The organism is Clostridium sp. CS001, from assembly GCF_020443565.1.
GTDB lineage: Bacteria > Bacillota > Clostridia > Clostridiales > Clostridiaceae > Clostridium_AD.
In genome coordinates this window covers 74,351-91,638 of sequence record NZ_JAIZZN010000006.1, presented here as the reverse complement: position 1 = coordinate 91,638, position 17,288 = coordinate 74,351, and the positions used below count along the sequence as shown (strand labels likewise).

The 17,288-nt window shown below is 32.1% G+C and carries 14 protein-coding genes; 12 read left to right on the top strand and 2 right to left on the bottom strand.

All coding sequences use genetic code 11. The annotated features are described in order from the left end of the window. Positions 1-280: 280 nt before the first annotated feature. The 4 genes from LGK97_RS06100 (at position 281) to LGK97_RS06085 (ending at position 5,519) form a co-directional block, all read left to right on the top strand. Complete coding sequence (locus tag LGK97_RS06100) at positions 281-1,234, top strand: hypothetical protein (RefSeq protein WP_226258862.1); 954 nt, start codon at positions 281-283, stop codon at positions 1,232-1,234. A gap of 90 nt (positions 1,235-1,324) precedes the next feature. Continuing rightward, a complete protein-coding gene (locus LGK97_RS06095) occupies positions 1,325-4,273 on the top strand; it encodes a DEAD/DEAH box helicase (protein WP_413228422.1) in 2,949 nt (982 codons plus the stop codon). A 107-nt stretch (positions 4,274-4,380) separates the two neighbouring features. Beyond that, positions 4,381-4,794, top strand: coding sequence for a hypothetical protein (locus tag LGK97_RS06090; RefSeq protein ID WP_226258860.1), 414 nt, complete (start codon positions 4,381-4,383; stop codon positions 4,792-4,794). A 191-nt stretch (positions 4,795-4,985) separates the two neighbouring features. Continuing rightward, entirely contained in the window at positions 4,986-5,519 is a 534-nt protein-coding gene (locus tag LGK97_RS06085) for a hypothetical protein (protein ID WP_226258859.1), read from the top strand. Between the two features lie 68 nt (positions 5,520-5,587). On the opposite strand, the gene LGK97_RS06080 is transcribed toward LGK97_RS06085, so the two are convergent. Further along, positions 5,588-6,094: a GNAT family N-acetyltransferase gene (locus LGK97_RS06080; protein ID WP_226258858.1), complete on the bottom strand. Its 507-nt coding sequence runs from the start codon at positions 6,092-6,094 to the stop codon at positions 5,588-5,590. A gap of 270 nt (positions 6,095-6,364) precedes the next feature. Between LGK97_RS06080 and LGK97_RS06075 the strand changes: the two genes are divergently transcribed. Beyond that, a complete protein-coding gene (locus tag LGK97_RS06075; protein ID WP_226258857.1) occupies positions 6,365-6,751 on the top strand; it encodes a BlaI/MecI/CopY family transcriptional regulator in 387 nt (128 codons plus the stop codon). Further along, complete coding sequence (locus tag LGK97_RS06070) at positions 6,741-8,675, top strand: M56 family metallopeptidase (protein ID WP_226258856.1); 1,935 nt, start codon at positions 6,741-6,743, stop codon at positions 8,673-8,675. The genes LGK97_RS06075 and LGK97_RS06070 overlap by 11 nt, the downstream gene beginning before the upstream one ends. 127 nt (positions 8,676-8,802) lie before the next feature. On the opposite strand, the gene LGK97_RS06065 is transcribed toward LGK97_RS06070, so the two are convergent. Next, entirely contained in the window at positions 8,803-10,125 is a 1,323-nt protein-coding gene (locus tag LGK97_RS06065) for an SH3 domain-containing protein (RefSeq protein WP_226258855.1), read from the bottom strand. Between the two features lie 257 nt (positions 10,126-10,382). Between LGK97_RS06065 and LGK97_RS06060 the strand changes: the two genes are divergently transcribed. From LGK97_RS06060 to LGK97_RS06035, 6 genes are all read left to right on the top strand, one after another. Beyond that, entirely contained in the window at positions 10,383-10,955 is a 573-nt protein-coding gene (locus LGK97_RS06060; protein WP_226258854.1) for a M15 family metallopeptidase, read from the top strand. A gap of 22 nt (positions 10,956-10,977) precedes the next feature. Continuing rightward, positions 10,978-11,781: a serine hydrolase gene (locus LGK97_RS06055; protein ID WP_226258853.1), complete on the top strand. Its 804-nt coding sequence runs from the start codon at positions 10,978-10,980 to the stop codon at positions 11,779-11,781. Further along, positions 11,778-12,863: a dipeptide epimerase gene (locus LGK97_RS06050; RefSeq protein ID WP_226258852.1), complete on the top strand. Its 1,086-nt coding sequence runs from the start codon at positions 11,778-11,780 to the stop codon at positions 12,861-12,863. The genes LGK97_RS06055 and LGK97_RS06050 overlap by 4 nt, the downstream gene beginning before the upstream one ends. A 119-nt stretch (positions 12,864-12,982) precedes the next feature. Beyond that, entirely contained in the window at positions 12,983-14,854 is a 1,872-nt protein-coding gene (locus tag LGK97_RS19925) for a sigma-54 interaction domain-containing protein (protein ID WP_226258851.1), read from the top strand. A gap of 120 nt (positions 14,855-14,974) precedes the next feature. Beyond that, positions 14,975-16,294 (top strand): diaminopimelate decarboxylase, encoded by a 1,320-nt coding sequence (lysA, locus tag LGK97_RS06040; RefSeq protein ID WP_226258850.1) that lies wholly within the window; start codon positions 14,975-14,977, stop codon positions 16,292-16,294. Between the two features lie 18 nt (positions 16,295-16,312). Continuing rightward, positions 16,313-17,251, top strand: coding sequence for a S66 peptidase family protein (locus LGK97_RS06035; protein ID WP_226258849.1), 939 nt, complete (start codon positions 16,313-16,315; stop codon positions 17,249-17,251). The last annotated feature ends 37 nt before the right edge of the window (positions 17,252-17,288 follow it).

Here is a 17,288-nt window from a genome sequence, read left to right as displayed (position 1 = left end):
ATAATAATCATCTCCTATTATAAAATTAGCACAATTATTTATGTCAGATTTCTAAAGAATTGTATTTTTCAAATATAATATTCAAGATCAATCTAAAAAGTGTCAGAAGTGAAAGTGGTACATGTATATATATACCATATATATGTGGAAAATTAATGTAATAGTAGTATATCACATTTTTTTATAAGTGGGAATTGTTTTTTGTTTAGCTAGGGGTTATACTACCTAGAAGGGTACTGTGGTATAATTTGGATGAGGATGTATAAATGGAGGGATTATTATGTATGAAAAATTAAATGATAAGCTTATAAGAACAAAAGGTGATCTTCAAATGAAGGATAAGCTAAGTAAAATGCTAGAATGCCTTAAATTAGAGATTAAAAACAAGAAAATAGATTTAGAATTATTAGAGCAAAGTTTAATGCGAGAAGAGGGGGATATAAGAAAGCTAGAAGGTCTTAGTATAGCATCAATTTTTTACTCAGTACTAGGTAATAAGACAGAGCATATTAATAAAGAGAAGAAGGAATTCTTAGAAGCAAAATTGAAGTATGAGGACTGTAAGCATCAACTTTTACATCTAAAGGAAGAGGAAGAGAATGTAAAAGGTAAGATTAAGGCTATAGGTATGCCGGAGTATGATTACGAAATACTTCTGAAGAAAATAGAAGAAGTTATTATAAATATTGATATGGAAAAAGCATCTAAGCTATCAGAACTATCGGATACACAGGCGGACCTCAATCATAATATAAAAGAAGTGAAGGAAGCAATAAATTCAGGTAATAATGTGTTAGATGCTTTAAATGGTATGATAAGTTCATTAAAAAGTGCAGAAGGTTGGGGTACTTGGGACATGCTAGGTGGAGGTGCAATAGCTACTATGGTAAAGCACTCAAAAATAGATGAGGCAAAGGATGCTGCTAGTGAAGTTCAGTCTTGTTTAAACAGTTTTAATAGAGAACTTGCTGATGTCTCACAAATATCAAGCGTAAATCTAGGCATAGATATAAGTAGTTTCGAAACTTTTGCAGATTACTTTTTTGATGGGCTTATTAGTGATTGGATGGTGCAATCTAAAATAAAAAACTCTCTAAGCAATACCATAGAAAAGAAAAGAAGTGTAGAGAACATAATCTATAAGCTGCAGAGTGAGTTAAAAGAACTTATATGCAAACTAGAGGATAGCATAAGAATTAGAAAAGAGATAATAGAACTTTTTAGTAGGGGATAATAAAGAATCATTACAAGAAATTAGTGAACTAATTAATATTTTGTATTTGTAAAGATGCCACTTGCCACGTGGGTGGCACTAGCTATGGAGGTGATTTTTTTGAAGTTAAAAGAATTAGAAAGTATAGTATTTAAGTCATCATCTATGCTCATGAGAAGCCAAGGTGAAAAGGCATTCAATAGTGGATTAGTTACTAAGATTAAGGGCAAGAATATCGAAAATATATATCACATTTATGGTAGTGTAAGCAATGAGGCTAAATCATGTGAATTAAGCACCTATATAAAAATAGACTTATTAAAGAAAAGATTAGATGGAGTAAGATGTACTTGTGAGGATTTTAAAGAACTTTCTGCTAAGGGTAACTTATTTATGTGCAGTCATATAAATGCAACAGCATATAGGTTCTTTAGTTTTGCAGTAAAAGATAATACTTGTGGAAATGAAAATCCTAAAGAGAACAATTTAAATAAGAAGAGTGCAAATAGTATTATAAAGTTAGTTCGTAAAGTTTCAAAAGAACCAACTTATTATGAATCACAGCATGCAATAAGTAATATAAAAACAAGAATTGAGCCTAAAGATTTAAGAATGTTTTTAATGGAACTTAAAAATAAGAAAATCAAATTTAATTATGATAGTTTTGAGTTTGAGGCTGAGGTTTTGGAAAGGGATTTACCATTAACATTTACATTGAAAATTAAAAATCAACAATTTGCCCTAACTACTCATAAGCAGTTTCCAGTATCTTTAAATGATAATAATGATGTGTATTTATTTAATTGGAAGATTTACCTACCGTCAATGCATCAAGTTGGAATATATATTCTTTTATCTGAAAAATTAAAGAAAAATGGTGAAATACTATACAATATGAACATTGAAAACTATAACAAACTTACATCCTTACTAAGCCGTATTTCAGGTAATGTTAACATTAGTGAAGAGGTAAAAGCCTTTGCAGGAAATTTCATAAAGCCTGAATTTCATATATATGACATAGGTGAAAATATTTATTGTGATATAAAAATCACTTATGGTAATGAGAAAATCAACATATTAACGGATGATAAAAGCAAAGATGTTATTACTCGGGATTATAAAAAAGAAGGTAAAGTCCTTATGGAACTTGAGAAATATAGGTTTATAAGAAGAAATGAAAGGCTACTCTTTATAGGCGGAGATGAGGAACTATTTGATATCTTAAGTAGAAGTGGAAACAATCTACATTTCCTTGGAAATGTTACCTTTGGAAAAGGCCTTAAACATAGGGAAATATACGACTTTAACTCCATTGAAGCGCAACTTCAAGAAGATGATGGTTACTATAACTTTTCCTATGGAATTAAGGACATTGAAAATAGCGAATTAAATAGTATACTCGCAAGTTTTAAGGAAGATAATAGGTTCTATAAAACTAAGAATAATAACTTTCTGGACTTTGAAGATGATGGAGTTAAAGGTTTCTTTAATCTAATAGATGCATTAAGTACTAGTGAAAGGATAGAAAGTGGTTTAATGCAAATAGATAAAAATAAGGAGATCTATTTAAACGAAAAAATAAAAAGCAATAACCTTCAATTTATTAAAGGCATTGAAGTGTTAAAGGATATAGAAAACACATTAATGACTATAGACACTATGGATATAAAGGTTCCTGTAGACTTAAATGCTACACTTCGTGAATATCAAATAGAGGGATTTAAATGGTTGAAAAGCTTAAGTATTTTAGGATTTGGAGGGATACTAGCAGATGAAATGGGACTTGGTAAAACTATTGAAACCATAGCATTTCTCTTATCCGTCGCCAAGGAAAATAAAAAAACTATTATTATTAGTCCTACATCTCTTATTTATAATTGGAAGGCGGAACTTGAAAAGTTTGCACCTAGTCTAAAAATATCTATAATTCATGGAGAAAAAAGTGAGAGACTTAAACTAATAGATAATTTTAAGGATTATGATGTAATATTAACAACCTACGGAACATTAAGAATGGATATACAGCAATATGAAGATATTATTTTTGATTTTTGCATTATTGATGAAGCTCAAAATATAAAAAATTACTTAGCTCAAAACACAAAGGTTATTAAAGAAGTTAAAGCCAAAGTAAGATTTGCCTTAACAGGTACACCTATTGAAAACAATTTAACAGAGTTGTGGTCTATCTTTGATTTTATAATGCCAGATTATTTATACTCAAAAGAAATCTTTGAAACAAAATTTCCTGTTAAAAGAAAAGGAGATTTAGAAGAACTAAAATTGTTAATTAAACCTTTTCTCTTAAGAAGAACTAAAAATGAAGTAATGAAAGAATTGCCAGATAAAATAGAAAAGAAATTTATAGTTGAGATGACAATAGCTCAAAAGGCTGTATATAAAGCTTATATTAAAACTATCAGGAATAAGATGAAAAACAATAGTGAAGGCAGAATAGAGGTTTTTTCTTATCTAACAAAGCTAAGGCAAATTTGCTTAGATCCTTCTCTTATAATTGATGAATACAAAGGTGGAAGTGGAAAACTAAAAGTTGCCACGGAGTTAATTGAGAAACAAATAAACTCACGAGGCAAAGTCTTACTGTTCTCTCAATTTACTTCGGCCCTTAAGAATATAGGAGATAATTTAAAGGAAAAAGGAATTTCTTACTTTTATTTAGATGGCAAAACAAAACCTAAAGATAGAGTTAAATTGGTAGATGAATTCAACAGTAGTCGTGACACAAGAGTATTTTTAATTTCCCTAAAAGCAGGTGGAACAGGCCTTAACTTAACTTCAGCAAATCTAGTTATTCATTTTGATCCTTGGTGGAACCCCGCAGTAGAGCATCAAGCAACAGATAGAGCTCATAGAATTGGCCAAAGAAATGTAGTAGAAGTAATTAAATTAGTTGCTAAGGGAACTATAGAAGAAAAAATCATTCTGCTTCAAGAAAATAAAAAAAGTTTAATAGACAGTGTAATTACAGGAGAGCTTACTAATAGCGATGTCTTAGGAAAACTTACAAAAGAAGAGCTATTAGAGCTATTTAAGTAGCTTCGACTATAAGTAAGTTGATTTCTCGGAATAAAATAGTATAATGTAGTAGGATGTAACTTGCCACTTGCCACGTGTGTGGCACTAAGGCATAAGGAGGAATAGATATGTACGTAGAATTTAACAATGAAATTGTAGATAGCAAAGATATAAAGGAAATAATCGAGAAAAATACTGAGTTTAAAGTACTTAAAGACATGAGCAAAGGTTCAAGGAGAGATGATATTTTAGCATATAATTTGAGTGTAGATATAAATATCTTAATTGAATTGATGGAAGAGGACTGTAACATTAGTGAACTTTCAGAAGATGAATTATTTGAAGAATACCTTTCACTAGCAGAAGAAATTGCAATGGATATTGAGGAATATGTTCCTGAAGGTGCGATTCTAGATATTAAAGCGTATAAATGGGATCAATCAGATAATGGTATAAAATTAGTTATAATTATAGCTCCTGAGGATGTTTTTGAAGTGAAATTAAGAGATATTATGAAGAGACTTATAACACAAGTGGAGTAATATTAGAGACTGCAACAAGATTTGAATAAACTCAGATCATGGTGCAGTCTTTTTGAATATTAAGCTTGGAATTTTTGTCACTTGTCACGTGGGTGGCACTATCTAGGAGTTGTAAACCATTTGTAACACATTAACATTTAATTTTCAGTATAATATATATTGTAAGGGAATAAAAAATCAGGAGGAAAACAATGAATAAAAAGGTATTAGCATTATTATTAGTAAGTATAGTGGCTACAACAATATCTGCTTGTAGTAACAAAAATAGTATAGATGTACCAAAGAATAACACACAAACTAAAATTGAAGAAAAATCAGGACCTAAGACTGAGGAAAAAGTAGAAGGGAAAACAGAAATCAAGAAAGGTGATCCTAATAGGTATAGTGTTGCTGGAATAGATGATGCTGATGAATTTGATAGAGTTTTTAAGACTATTCAAGAATTAGTGGCTAAGGGTGAAAAAGAAAAGGTTGCAGAGTATATTAAGTATCCGTTAACTAGTGCTAATATTAACGTTAATTCTAAGGATGAATTTGTTAAAAATTATGACTTAATAATCACTGAAAAAGTAAAAAATGCATTGGTTAATCAAAAAAATGAAAAACTCTTTGTTAATTATAAAGGTGTTATGGTAGGAGATGGAGAGGTGTGGTTTGGCATCTTTGACAATGGTAGCTCAAGTGTCAGTAAGTATTTAATTTATGGAATAAATCAACCAAAATAGTGTCTCTGTAACTAATTTATGTGATAGGGGTTGTCACTTTTGCCATGTGCCACGTGGGTGGCACTAGCTTAAACTACAGAAAGTTCTAATGAGTCAGATTCATATTCCTTGCACAGCAGTGCTCTAATATATCCTCGATCATTAGTGGTTGATTCGATAAAGAAGCCTCTTCCATAATAAAATCTAATAAGTGAAAACATTCTAGATGCGGTATGAAGATATAAGCAGGTAATGCCTAATTCTCTCATTGAGTTGTCAACTGCATTCATTAATATTTTACCAATACCATTATTTTGATGTGAAGATGAGACGCCAAATCTGCTTAGATAAGCAGTATTATCAGACTTGATTTCAATTCGTACACTGCCAATAACTTCTTCATTGAATAGGGCAACAAAAACTTCAGTGGTTTCTATTACGTTTTTAACATCCTCATAGGTTTCTTCGAGAGGGGCAATAAGATCTGTAATTCCTGCATTTTCTGTATACATTCTAAAAGATTCGCTTGCTAGAAATCGTATTTCTTCAATGTCGCTAGTAATAGCTTTCCTAACTTCAAAGGACATTTTTTCCATTAATCTACCCCCAATATAACAGTATTTCAGTGAGTAATTATACACAGTATTTCGTCAAAAAACAACAAATATTTTACTGATAAATGGATAAAATAAGTGTGAATTTTCAAAATATAAAATATTTTTTTGTGTGTTTATGAAAGATATTTAAGTTGCTACATGCCACTTGCCACGTGGGTGGCACTAATATAAATTATTTATTGACATATGAAGGTTACAGTTGTAAACTGTACTTAAGGTTACGTATGTAACCCTAAAGGAGGAATTCGTATGAGTATATTAGTTTCAAAAATAACAGATTCCGAAGTTGAAGTTATGCGAATATTATGGGAAGCAGGCTATGAACTTCCTATGGCTGAAATTAGGAAAACACTTGAACAAAAGAGTAAGTGGGAAACCTCTACAATAAAAACATTACTTCGCAGGCTCTGTGAAAAGGGAGCTGTTTTAGCAACTAAAAAGGAAGTATTCTATTATAAGCCTTTGGTTAGTGAGGCAGAATATAGCGAATATACCACCCAAAGCTTAATTGATCGGCTATTCTCTGGAAGTGCAAAAAACCTTGTAGCATCCCTTTTAGGAAGTAAAAAACTCGATAGTGATGACATTGAGGAGTTATATACTTTATTCAAGGTGGGTGATGATAGTGACAAGTGAAACAGTTAATCTATTATTATCACTTTCACTATCTGGGAGCATCATTGCAGTATTAATATTTGCCATTAAGCCTTTTATAAAGAATAAATTATCAAAGTCACTACAATATTATATATGGATAGTAGTGTTATTAAGACTTATAATTCCTTTTTCTTTTGAAAATAGCATCATGAATGGTGTGTTTTATAGTAATAAAAATCCTCAAGAGGTAAGTGCTGACAGTACTTTCAAAACAATTGAAGGCACAAGTGATAATGTAATTAATTCATCAATATTACCTAAAGTTCAAGAAAATATAGCAAATGGGGTTTATAACGATGATACTGACCACAGTAGATATTTTAGGGATATATTTAATCAGTATGTAATCTATATATGGTTATTTGGAGCAACAACAGTACTTATAGTTAACTTAATTGGATATACAAGGTTTTTCAAATATGTGAAACAAGGAAATACATCAGCCCATGAGAAAGAAAATGAAATGTTAGCCACCCTACTTAAGAGGAAAAAGCATGTGAGACTTGTACGAAATAGATTTGTGAGCACTCCAATGTTAATTGGAATATTAAGACCATACATTATAATTCCAGATATTGACTTTAATGAAAAGCAGCTTAAAAATATTTTGCTTCATGAGATTTCACATTTAAAGCGTTTTGATATAGTAGTAAAATGGGTAACTATGATAGCTGCATCAATCCACTGGTTTAACCCATTTATGTATTTTATTAAAAAGGAAATAAACCATGCCTGTGAATTAGCTTGTGATGAGGCGGTTATTAAAAATCTTAAACCAGAAGAAAAACAGGATTATGGGGACACATTAATATCTGTTGTAGCTGAGCATAAATATTCTGCACAGGTATTACAGGCAACTATGTGCGAAGAGAAGAAAAGTTTAAAGGAAAGACTGATAGCAATTATGAATTACAGTAAAAAATCAAGAATTATTATAGTATTATCAGGGGTAATACTTGTTTTTACAATTATTGGTGCTATAGTACTTGGTGCAAGTGTTGGTACTAACAATTATAATCCACCCAAGATATATATTAGTGCAGAATATGTAAAAACGAAAGTAGCTTTAACTGGTAGCTATTCCTGGAAGAACCGTGGCGAATACATTCAATCTGATTCGGACCACCCTAGAAACTTTCAATACAAATCTGAGAATACAGTTAATGTAACGGCAAAACAACAATTAATAATAGGTACGCAGAATCTTAAAATAGATAAAAGGCGTGATTTTACAATAGATAAAATATCTGTTTATAAAAAAGGTGAATTGACAGAATTTCAAGCAGTGAAGCCAAGCTTTATGAATGGAAATTTATATTTACAGGGACCGACCGATGCAGGGGAATATATTTATTTTTTAAGTTTAAATTTTAAAGATAAAGGAACTGTTAGCTATGGATTTGTTGTAAGAGTTGATATGATATCCTACGATTTGCCTGAAATATCAAAATATAAAACCCCGTATGTGGGCGATAATAGTAAGGTTTCGGGTATTGCTGGGAATTTACCTGCCCCTAGTAGTGATTTTGGGCAGCAATACACCTCAATGGAAACTAGTAAAAAACCTTATGGTCTTACAATATATTACGAAGCAGCATCAAATGCAAAATATGAAGGGGAGTGGCCTATTATTACACCAAATTCTGTTGTTGAGATAAACTCTAGATTGAACGCCTTAGTAGCATTTTGCATGATTGATAATCTTGATGAAGTTACCTTTGCATTTCGTAATTCGCAGTCTGATGGAAAGCTAGATGAATCAAAATATGATACTACATTTACATTCCAAAGATCTTCGTTTGAAAAGATATATGGAGATCTTTCTGTGTTTCGTGATAATTTAGATGTACTTCAAGATGAATTAACAGGAAAAACAGCAAATACAAGTGAAATACAAGAATAAACAAGTGATAAGCACTTAATAAGGACAATGCATAAGTTTTAAAAAGCAACAAAGATTGGAAGTTATATTTCCAATCTTTGTTGCTTTTAAAGGCACCACCCACTTGCCACTTGCCACGTGGGTGGCACTAGGAATTCCCTTGTTCAAGTTCAAACTGCAATAAAGAAGTAAAAGTCTCAATGTATTTATTGCCTTTAGAAGCGAGTAGAAGAGTGGAGGTTACAGCAATTTCATTTACATATATTTTTTCCAAGGTGTTATCCTCGCACATTTTCCCGTAGCTGTTAAAATCATGGAGCATATAATCCTCACCATCATCTTCTCCTATATAAAGCATAACATGTCCAGCTGAGAATATGGCAGCACCTGGCTTGACTTTTTCAAAGATTCTTATTCTTTCTTCAAGGGTAGCATTTTTATCAAAGATGTAGGAAATTCCTTCACCGATTTCTTGGTCACCACCATTTCTAGGCAAAATAATCCCAACAGTTTTATAAACACACATAAGAAAGCTTGAACAATCCCTACCATTATTTTTATTTCCCCAATCATACCTATCACCAAGAAGTTTGAATGCTTGATTTAAAATAGTTGCTCTTGTGTATGGTAAATATCCAATGGTTACCTCTTCTTTATGGGATATAAGAGCATGTTTAAATTCTAAAAAACCTTTATTATCTCGTACTGGAATTTTTACAACATGTTGAAGAAAAGAGGATTGATTTCCTATGCTTGAAATTGGCTCTATTTCCAGTGGGATTTTTGTTCCCATATAAAAGTCTTTTCGTGATACTCTTTCATCATAATGATTAAATTGAGTACCTATTTTGTTTCCAATTACCATTAAAAAATGAGCTGTATCTAAATAATTAAAAATTTCCTCTTTATTTTTAGCTATAGCAATATCACAAGCTTTAACCCACCCATTATAGTTGTACATTTGTATGTAAAACCAATTTCTATCAGAGCTTTCATGTAATATTGCAACGGCATCTAAAGCGGAACATTCTGTTTCTTGAAATAAATCAAATTCAATATACCCGCTATCTTTAAAAATACCTTCTTCTGTTGGAAAACTTCTAAGTCTTGTATTTTTAACTGATATTCCAAACTTTACAGTGTTTATATCCTGAATTTCCTCCAAATTGGTGTTTTGTATTAGTGCAATATAAAAAGCCTGTTTAACTTCAAATCCTTTTATGTCATATCTGATATCCTTTGGAATTGTATAAGCCCCAAGGATATGTTGAAGCTCCTCCCTAGTTAGACATTCTTTATGCTCCCTAATATTGCACATGGTATTAACTTTTTTAAAAGTTTTTTTATTGAAATCTATAATTGCGTTCTTGTCCATGAGGAGGTCTTCGCAAGTATCTAGCTTATTAAGCCAGTAAGCGCTCTCTAACATGAATTTTTTAGTGCCAGGAATAGAAGATTGGGAATTAATCATATTATCTCTTCCTTTCTCATTTTCAATAGGGATTCCGAATATACGGACTAGGTTCCGAATATTCGGAATGAATTTTTTTAAGGTGAATAAATAAACTTAACAACTCTGTATAATTATGATAACATTATAAATATAGAATTTTCAATCTATTAAACTTAAAATATATAAAAGAAATTTTAATAATTATATAGATACTTGGCATTAAACTTGCTATATTTAATCATATTAGCATACATTGATGAGGGGGCGTGATTTCAATGTGCAAAGAAATTCAGGGGTTGGTGTTATTAACTTCTATGGATTCAAGTTTTGTTTTAGATCTTAAATATGCTACTACTGACAATTTTACAAAAAGAATAGTTTATCCTATTGATGCCTGTATACTTCAAAAAAATACAGCAAAGAAATTAATACTTGCCAATGAGGAATTTAAAAAGGAGGGATATGTGCTAAAAATATGGGATGCATATCGTCCCATATATGTGCAGCATATGTTTTGGAATATGATTCAAGATAGAAGATTTATTGCCAATCCTAATATTCGACCTTCTAGACATAACTATGGCACGGCAGTTGATGTAACATTGGTAGATGCAAATAATGTAGAGCTACAAATGCCATCTAAATTTGATGATTTTACTGAGAGAGCCTCTAGGAAAAATGAAAATATGGCTCATATTGAAAAAAAGAATTTAGATTATTTAACAGAGAAGATGCACAAGTATGGTTTTATAACCATTGATACAGAGTGGTGGCATTTTGAAGACTGTGACTATGCCAAATATTCTTTGGTGGATGTACAGTTAGAGGAGTTCCTAAGCTTGGACTAAATTGAAAGGGTAAGGTAACCATATGCTTGAAAAAATTTTAAAAGAAACACTTTATAAGGCAGATTCAGAGTATGCACTTTTTATTAAAGGTCTTTCTACTGAGGAATGTTTTTATATCAATAAAGGCACAAGAGTATCCTCGGCCTCCATTATTAAGCTATTTATTATGGGTGCTGCTTTCCAGGGTGTGCAGGAAGATAGGTTTACCTTGCATCAGCGAATTAGTATTAAAGAGGAGGACCGAATTCCCTATAGCATTATAGCTTTATTAGAACCAGAGCACAGCTATAGTATTAAAGATTTAATTACACTTATGATTATTCAAAGTGATAACACTGCTACAAATGTGCTTATTTCTCTCCTTGGTATGGAGTATATTCAGTGCTTTATTAATGCACAGGGAATGAAGAATACTATTATAGCAAGAAAGATGTTGGACTATGCAGCAAAAGAGGAGGGGCGCGATAATATCACAACGGTAGAAGATGTTAGCATGTATTTGCTTTCTCTCTATGAAAAGAAAGTAATAAATGCCTCTTATAGTGAACAAATGCTATATATTCTGTCAAAGCAGCTAGATGATTCCGTAATGAAACGAGATGTTTCAGAAGATGTACATATTGCACATAAAACAGGGGGGTTGCCATATTTAAATCATGATGCCGGCATTGTATACACCCAAGAAGAGGATTATATTTTTGTTATGTTTACTTGGAATAGCAAGGAGGATTCAGGTGGGAAAAAGATTATTGGAGATGCATCTAAATTGGTATATGAGTATTTTACAGATAAAGGCTTACAAAATAGGGGGTCAGACAAATTATGAAAATAACAGGTTTGCAGATTGGACGTATTTCAGTACCATTAAAGAAACCCTTTAAAACAGCACTTAGGACAGTAAATTCTGTAGAGGATGTGATTGTAAAAATTACAACAGATACAGGGAATGTGGGGTATGGAGAAGCACCACCTACAGGGGTAATTACAGGAGATACTAGTGGTGCAATTATTGGGGCAATACAGGATCATATAGGAAAAGCTATAATAGGCATGGAAATTGAAAACTTGGAAGGCATAATGCTTAAGTTACATGGGTGCGTAGTAAAAAACACTAGTGCAAAAGCGGCAGTGGATATAGCTATTTATGATTTATATGGACAACTATATAAGGCGCCTGTATATAAGCTTTTAGGCGGGTATAGAAAGGAGCTTACCACAGATATTACTATTAGTGTAAATGATCCTATTCAAATGGCACAAGATAGTATTGAAGCAATAAATTTAGGCTATAAAACCTTAAAAATTAAAGTTGGAATGGACGGAAATATAGATATACTAAGGATGAAGGCAATAAGAGAGGCAGTAGGTTATGATGTAGATTTAAGGATTGATGCAAATCAGGGATGGAAGCCCAAAGAAGCAGTATATGCTTTAAGGAGAATGGAGGATGAAGGGTTGAAGATTGAATTTGTCGAGCAGCCTGTAGATGCCCATGATATTGAAGGTTTAAAATTTGTAGCTGACAATGTATCCATTCCTGTTATGGCAGATGAAAGTGTATTTTCTCCTAAGGATGCATTGAAAATTATGCAACTTAGAGCAGCAGACCTTATTAATATTAAATTGATGAAAACCGGTGGAATTAATAATGCATTAAAAATATGCTCTATAGCTGAAATATATGGCGTAGAATGTATGATAGGCTGTATGCTAGAAGCAAAGGTAAGTGTTACAGCTGCAGTTCATTTAGCAGCAGCTAAAAGTATCATCACTAAAATTGATTTAGATGGTCCTGTGTTATGCAGTACTGATCCTGTAGAAGGTGGCGCTGAGTTTCAAAATAGTAAAATATCTATTTCAGAGGAGCCTGGTTTTGGGTTTAAGGAGATTCATGGAATAATTTATTAAAAAGGCTATATAGCCTTTTTTATTTTCCTTAAAAATAGTTTATAAAATTCAGAATTTTGTGATAAAATGACATCAGGACAAATAATTTTTTTATTTAACATTATGTAGAGGTGAAGTCAGTGGAAGATAAAAATTTTTTAGAATCTACTCTTGAGAACATGGAAGAAGGAATTATCGGAATAGATTGTAAAGGTGAAATTGTACTTTATAATAGAAAAGCAAAAGAGATTTTTGGTATTATCTATAATCAAGGAGTTGGACATGAAGGTGGTAAAATTGAGGAGGGAGACATCGTCGTAATTGCAGATAACTGCTTAGGTAAGGATGATGGAAAGTTAGAAGAAAAGGATTTTAAACTTATTGGAATTGATGGAAAAGACCTTAAAAAAGGCGATGCGATAGTTGCAATTGGTGTTGTTGGAAGCAAGGAAGGAGAAGGATTTTGTGCTTTTAGCAAAATAGGAAAGAAGACATTAATACTAAAGAAGAATATAAGGGGATATAAAATAAGTGCAGAAATTAATTTTGAAGATAAAGTTATTAACATTGAAATAAATGGGGAATGTTTTTCTTGTGAATATATAAATGCATTAGGACATATGGCGGTTATAGATGGACAAAAGGAAAAAGTTAAGTTTTATCAAGCTAAGGGATATACAGTGAGGAGAGAGCATATTAAAAATGTTTTATATGGTAAACCATATTCTGCAAAGGGAGATAATACAAAAATATTAGACGTAATTGGAAAGAATATTTTTGAAGCTCATCCGAAAGAAACAAATATTATTGAATTTTTAGACGCAGCACAAGGTAAGAATATATGCTATGAAAATAAGATTAAGGAGATTAACGGAAGACCCACGAGATGCTCCTTAATACAGGTTACAGAAAACAATGAAGTAATAGGGGCCTTACTTAAGGTAGAGGACATAACAGAGCTAAAACATGCAATAGAAGCAAGGGATTTTGCCATTGCTTCTTTAAATGAAGTGGAAAGTAAATGGATGCAGGAAAAAGAGAGAAAAGACTGCTTTTCAAAAATAATAGGAGAAAGTGAAAGTGTAAAAATAGTAATTAATCTTGCACAAAAGGCAGCTAGTTCTGAATCAAATATATTAATTCTTGGGGAAAGCGGTACAGGAAAAGGATTGCTAGCAGAGGAGATTCATAAGGCAAGCAAAAGGAAAAGGGGTCCATATATATATGTTAATTGTGCCGCAATTCCTGAGAGCTTACTAGAGAGTCAACTTTTTGGGTATGAATCAGGTTCCTTTACAGGGGCAAAAAAAGAAGGGAAAAAAGGATTTTTTGAAGCAGCAGAGGGTGGAACTATATTTTTAGATGAAATAGGAGAAGTGCCGCTACAATTGCAAGCAAAACTTCTAGAGGCATTGCAGAATAAAAGTTTTTGCAGGGTAGGTGGAATAAAATCTATTTCTGTAGATGTAAAAATTATCACAGCCACTAATAAGGATTTAGAAGAAGAAGTGGAAAAAGGCGGTTTCAGAAAAGATTTATACTATCGAATTAATATATTTCCAATATATATTCCGGCTTTGCGGACAAAAAAAGAAGATATATATCTTTTAGTTCACAAAATTTTACCTATGCTTAGTAAAAGAATTGGATGCGAAGAAAAGAGAATATCACAAGAAGCCATGAAGTTTTTAATGGAGTATGATTGGCCAGGAAATATAAGAGAGTTAGAAAATGTCCTAGAAAGAGCAGTAAATATAATGGATGGAGATATTATTTTTAAGGAACATATACATTTAAAGGTTAACAAAAGATCGGAAAATACAAGTGAAAATGAATTGTATAGTGTAGAAGATTGTATTTTACCTTTAAAGGTAGTATTGCAGGAAGCTGAAAAAAAATCTATTGAAACAGCTCTAAAAATCACAAAAGGCAACAAAAAGGAAGCTATGGAGAAGCTTGGCATAGGCAAAACTTGTTTTTATGAAAAGATAAAAGAATTTAATTTGAAATAAATTTAATTTAGAATAAATTACTAATAAGAACTTCTATTTAATATTGGCATATATTTTGCTATAAGAATGAGTATAGATTTAATAATTGTATTATCTCATTATTAGGAGGGGACAGAATTTATGAACAATAGCAGATATATGTCAATTCATGAAAATGGACATCTTATATTTTCAGGCTGTGATACTGTTGAACTAGCAAAAAAATATGAAACACCACTTTATGTAGTTAGCGAAGATTGCATAAGGGATAAGTGCAGAGAACTAAAAAGAGATTTTTTACAAAAGTATGATAATACAAAGGTATTATATGCAAGTAAGGCATTTCTCACTTTAGCAATGTGCAAAATTATAAAAGAAGAGGGTATAGGACTAGATGTAGTTTCTAGTGGAGAACTGTATTGTGCATTAAAAGCAGAATTTCCTCCAGAAAGGGTATATTTTCATGGCAACAATAAAACAGAGGAAGAAATTCGATTTGCAGTAAAAAACCATATAGGGTGCATGGTTATTGATAATCTTCATGAACTTGAGCTTTTGCAAAAAATCGCAAAAGAAATGGGAAAACAAGTGAATGGCATGCTTCGTATTTCACCAGGAATTTCTGCACATACCCATGAATATCTATCTACAGGGCAATTAGATTCTAAATTTGGATTTCCTATTGATGGAGGTAAAGCTCTATCAGCGGTGAGGGAAATTCTAAATTGTTCTAACTTAAAATTTAAAGGAATACACTGCCATATAGGTTCTCAAATTTTTAATGTGGAATCTTATAGGCAAGCAGCAAGTATTATGACGAATTTTATGGTTGAAATAAAAGAAAAATTAGGAATAGAGATTGAAGAATTAAATTTAGGTGGCGGTTTTGGAATTCATTATGCAGAAGGAGATGAGCCTAAAGCACCTAGAGAGTACACAGACGCTATGGTAGAAATATTAAAACGAAAATGTGAAAAAAATTATATGAAGCTTCCATGTTTATTAATTGAACCAGGAAGATGGATTGTAGGCTCTGCAGGTATTACATTATATACCATAGGAGCAATCAAGGAAATAGAGGGAATAAGAACTTATGTAAGCATAGATGGAGGTATGAACGATAACCCAAGGCCTTCCATGTATGATGCAGAGTATGAAGGCGATATTGCAAATAAAATGAAGGAAGCTAAAAATAATAAGGTCTCAATATCAGGGAAATGTTGTGAATCCGGTGATATATTAATCTGGGATATAAAGGTTCCAAACATTGAGGCAGGAGACATATTAGCGGTATATAATACGGGAGCTTATAACTATTCTATGGCCAGTAATTATAACAAATTAAGAAGACCAGCTGTGGTAATGGTGAAAGGTGGGAAATCCTCCCTTATGGTTAGAAGAGAAACTTATGAAGATTTATTAAAAAATGAGATAGTAGGTTTGGAAGAGGAATATATTTAAGAAAGAGGGTTATGCAAAGTGATAAAGTCAAAGGCCTTAAAAAAAGGATCGCGTATTGGGCTAGTGGCACCTTCTAGTCCTGTGACAGTTGATAATGGCTTAGAAAGATCTATAGAAGTACTAAAAAGGCAAGGCTTCCAAGTAGTAGTAGGAGAGAGTTGTAGCCAAAGCTATGGTTATCTTTCTGGAAGTGATGAAGTTAGGGCAGCAGATATAAATAAGATGTTTCAAGATAAAAGTATTGATGGTATATTTTGCCTTAAGGGTGGATATGGAACACCGCGGATTTTAGATTTACTAAATTATGAGGAAATAAAAAAAAATCCAAAAGTTTTTATAGGATATAGTGATATAACCGCAATTCATGTAGCCTTAAATAAAATATGTAAGCTTATAACCTTTCATGGTCCTATGGCTGCATCAGATATGATCGGTGAGTTTGATAATTTTTCAATGGAGAGCTACTTTAAGGCAATTACAATAGCAGAACCCTTAGGTGAACTTAGTAATCCACCGGGAATGGATATAAAATGTATGGTTAAAGGAAAAGCAACAGGGCAAGTTATTGGTGGAAATCTCTCCTTGCTTGCAGCTACCATTGGAACACCTTATGAAATAGATGCTAAAGGGAAGATTTTATTTATAGAGGAAATTTCAGAGGCAACTTATCGCGTAGATAGGATGCTTACCCAGCTAAAGCTTTCAGGTAAACTACAGGAATGTGAGGGTATCATTATAGGGAACTTTAGAGATTGTCTTCCAGAATCCGAAGACTTTGATCTTACTTTAGAGGAGGTTTTTCATGATATAATTCTACCACTTCAAAAACCAACTATATTTAACTTCATGGCTGGTCATTGTACTCCAAAGATAACTGTGCCAATGGGGGTAGAAGGGATTCTAGATGCAGATTGCTGCAAGTTCACCCTTATAGAATCAGCTTTAACCACATTTTAGAAGGAAAGATGTTCTCATTGTAGCGTAGCAAATGATG

What these genes read in the sequence shown, in the direction of transcription:
- LGK97_RS06100 (WP_226258862.1), top strand. Translation starts at nt 281, where the DNA reads ATGTATGAAAAATTAAATGATAAGCTTATAAGAACAAAAGGTGATCTT.
- LGK97_RS06090 (WP_226258860.1), top strand. Translation starts at nt 4,381, where the DNA reads ATGTACGTAGAATTTAACAATGAAATTGTAGATAGCAAAGATATAAAG.
- LGK97_RS06085 (WP_226258859.1), top strand. Translation starts at nt 4,986, where the DNA reads ATGAATAAAAAGGTATTAGCATTATTATTAGTAAGTATAGTGGCTACA.
- LGK97_RS06080 (WP_226258858.1), bottom strand. Translation starts at nt 6,094, where the DNA reads ATGGAAAAAATGTCCTTTGAAGTTAGGAAAGCTATTACTAGCGACATT.
- LGK97_RS06075 (WP_226258857.1), top strand. Translation starts at nt 6,365, where the DNA reads ATGAGTATATTAGTTTCAAAAATAACAGATTCCGAAGTTGAAGTTATG.
- LGK97_RS06065 (WP_226258855.1), bottom strand. Translation starts at nt 10,125, where the DNA reads ATGATTAATTCCCAATCTTCTATTCCTGGCACTAAAAAATTCATGTTA.
- LGK97_RS06060 (WP_226258854.1), top strand. Translation starts at nt 10,383, where the DNA reads ATGTGCAAAGAAATTCAGGGGTTGGTGTTATTAACTTCTATGGATTCA.
- LGK97_RS06055 (WP_226258853.1), top strand. Translation starts at nt 10,978, where the DNA reads ATGCTTGAAAAAATTTTAAAAGAAACACTTTATAAGGCAGATTCAGAG.
- LGK97_RS06050 (WP_226258852.1), top strand. Translation starts at nt 11,778, where the DNA reads ATGAAAATAACAGGTTTGCAGATTGGACGTATTTCAGTACCATTAAAG.
- lysA (WP_226258850.1), top strand. Translation starts at nt 14,975, where the DNA reads ATGAACAATAGCAGATATATGTCAATTCATGAAAATGGACATCTTATA.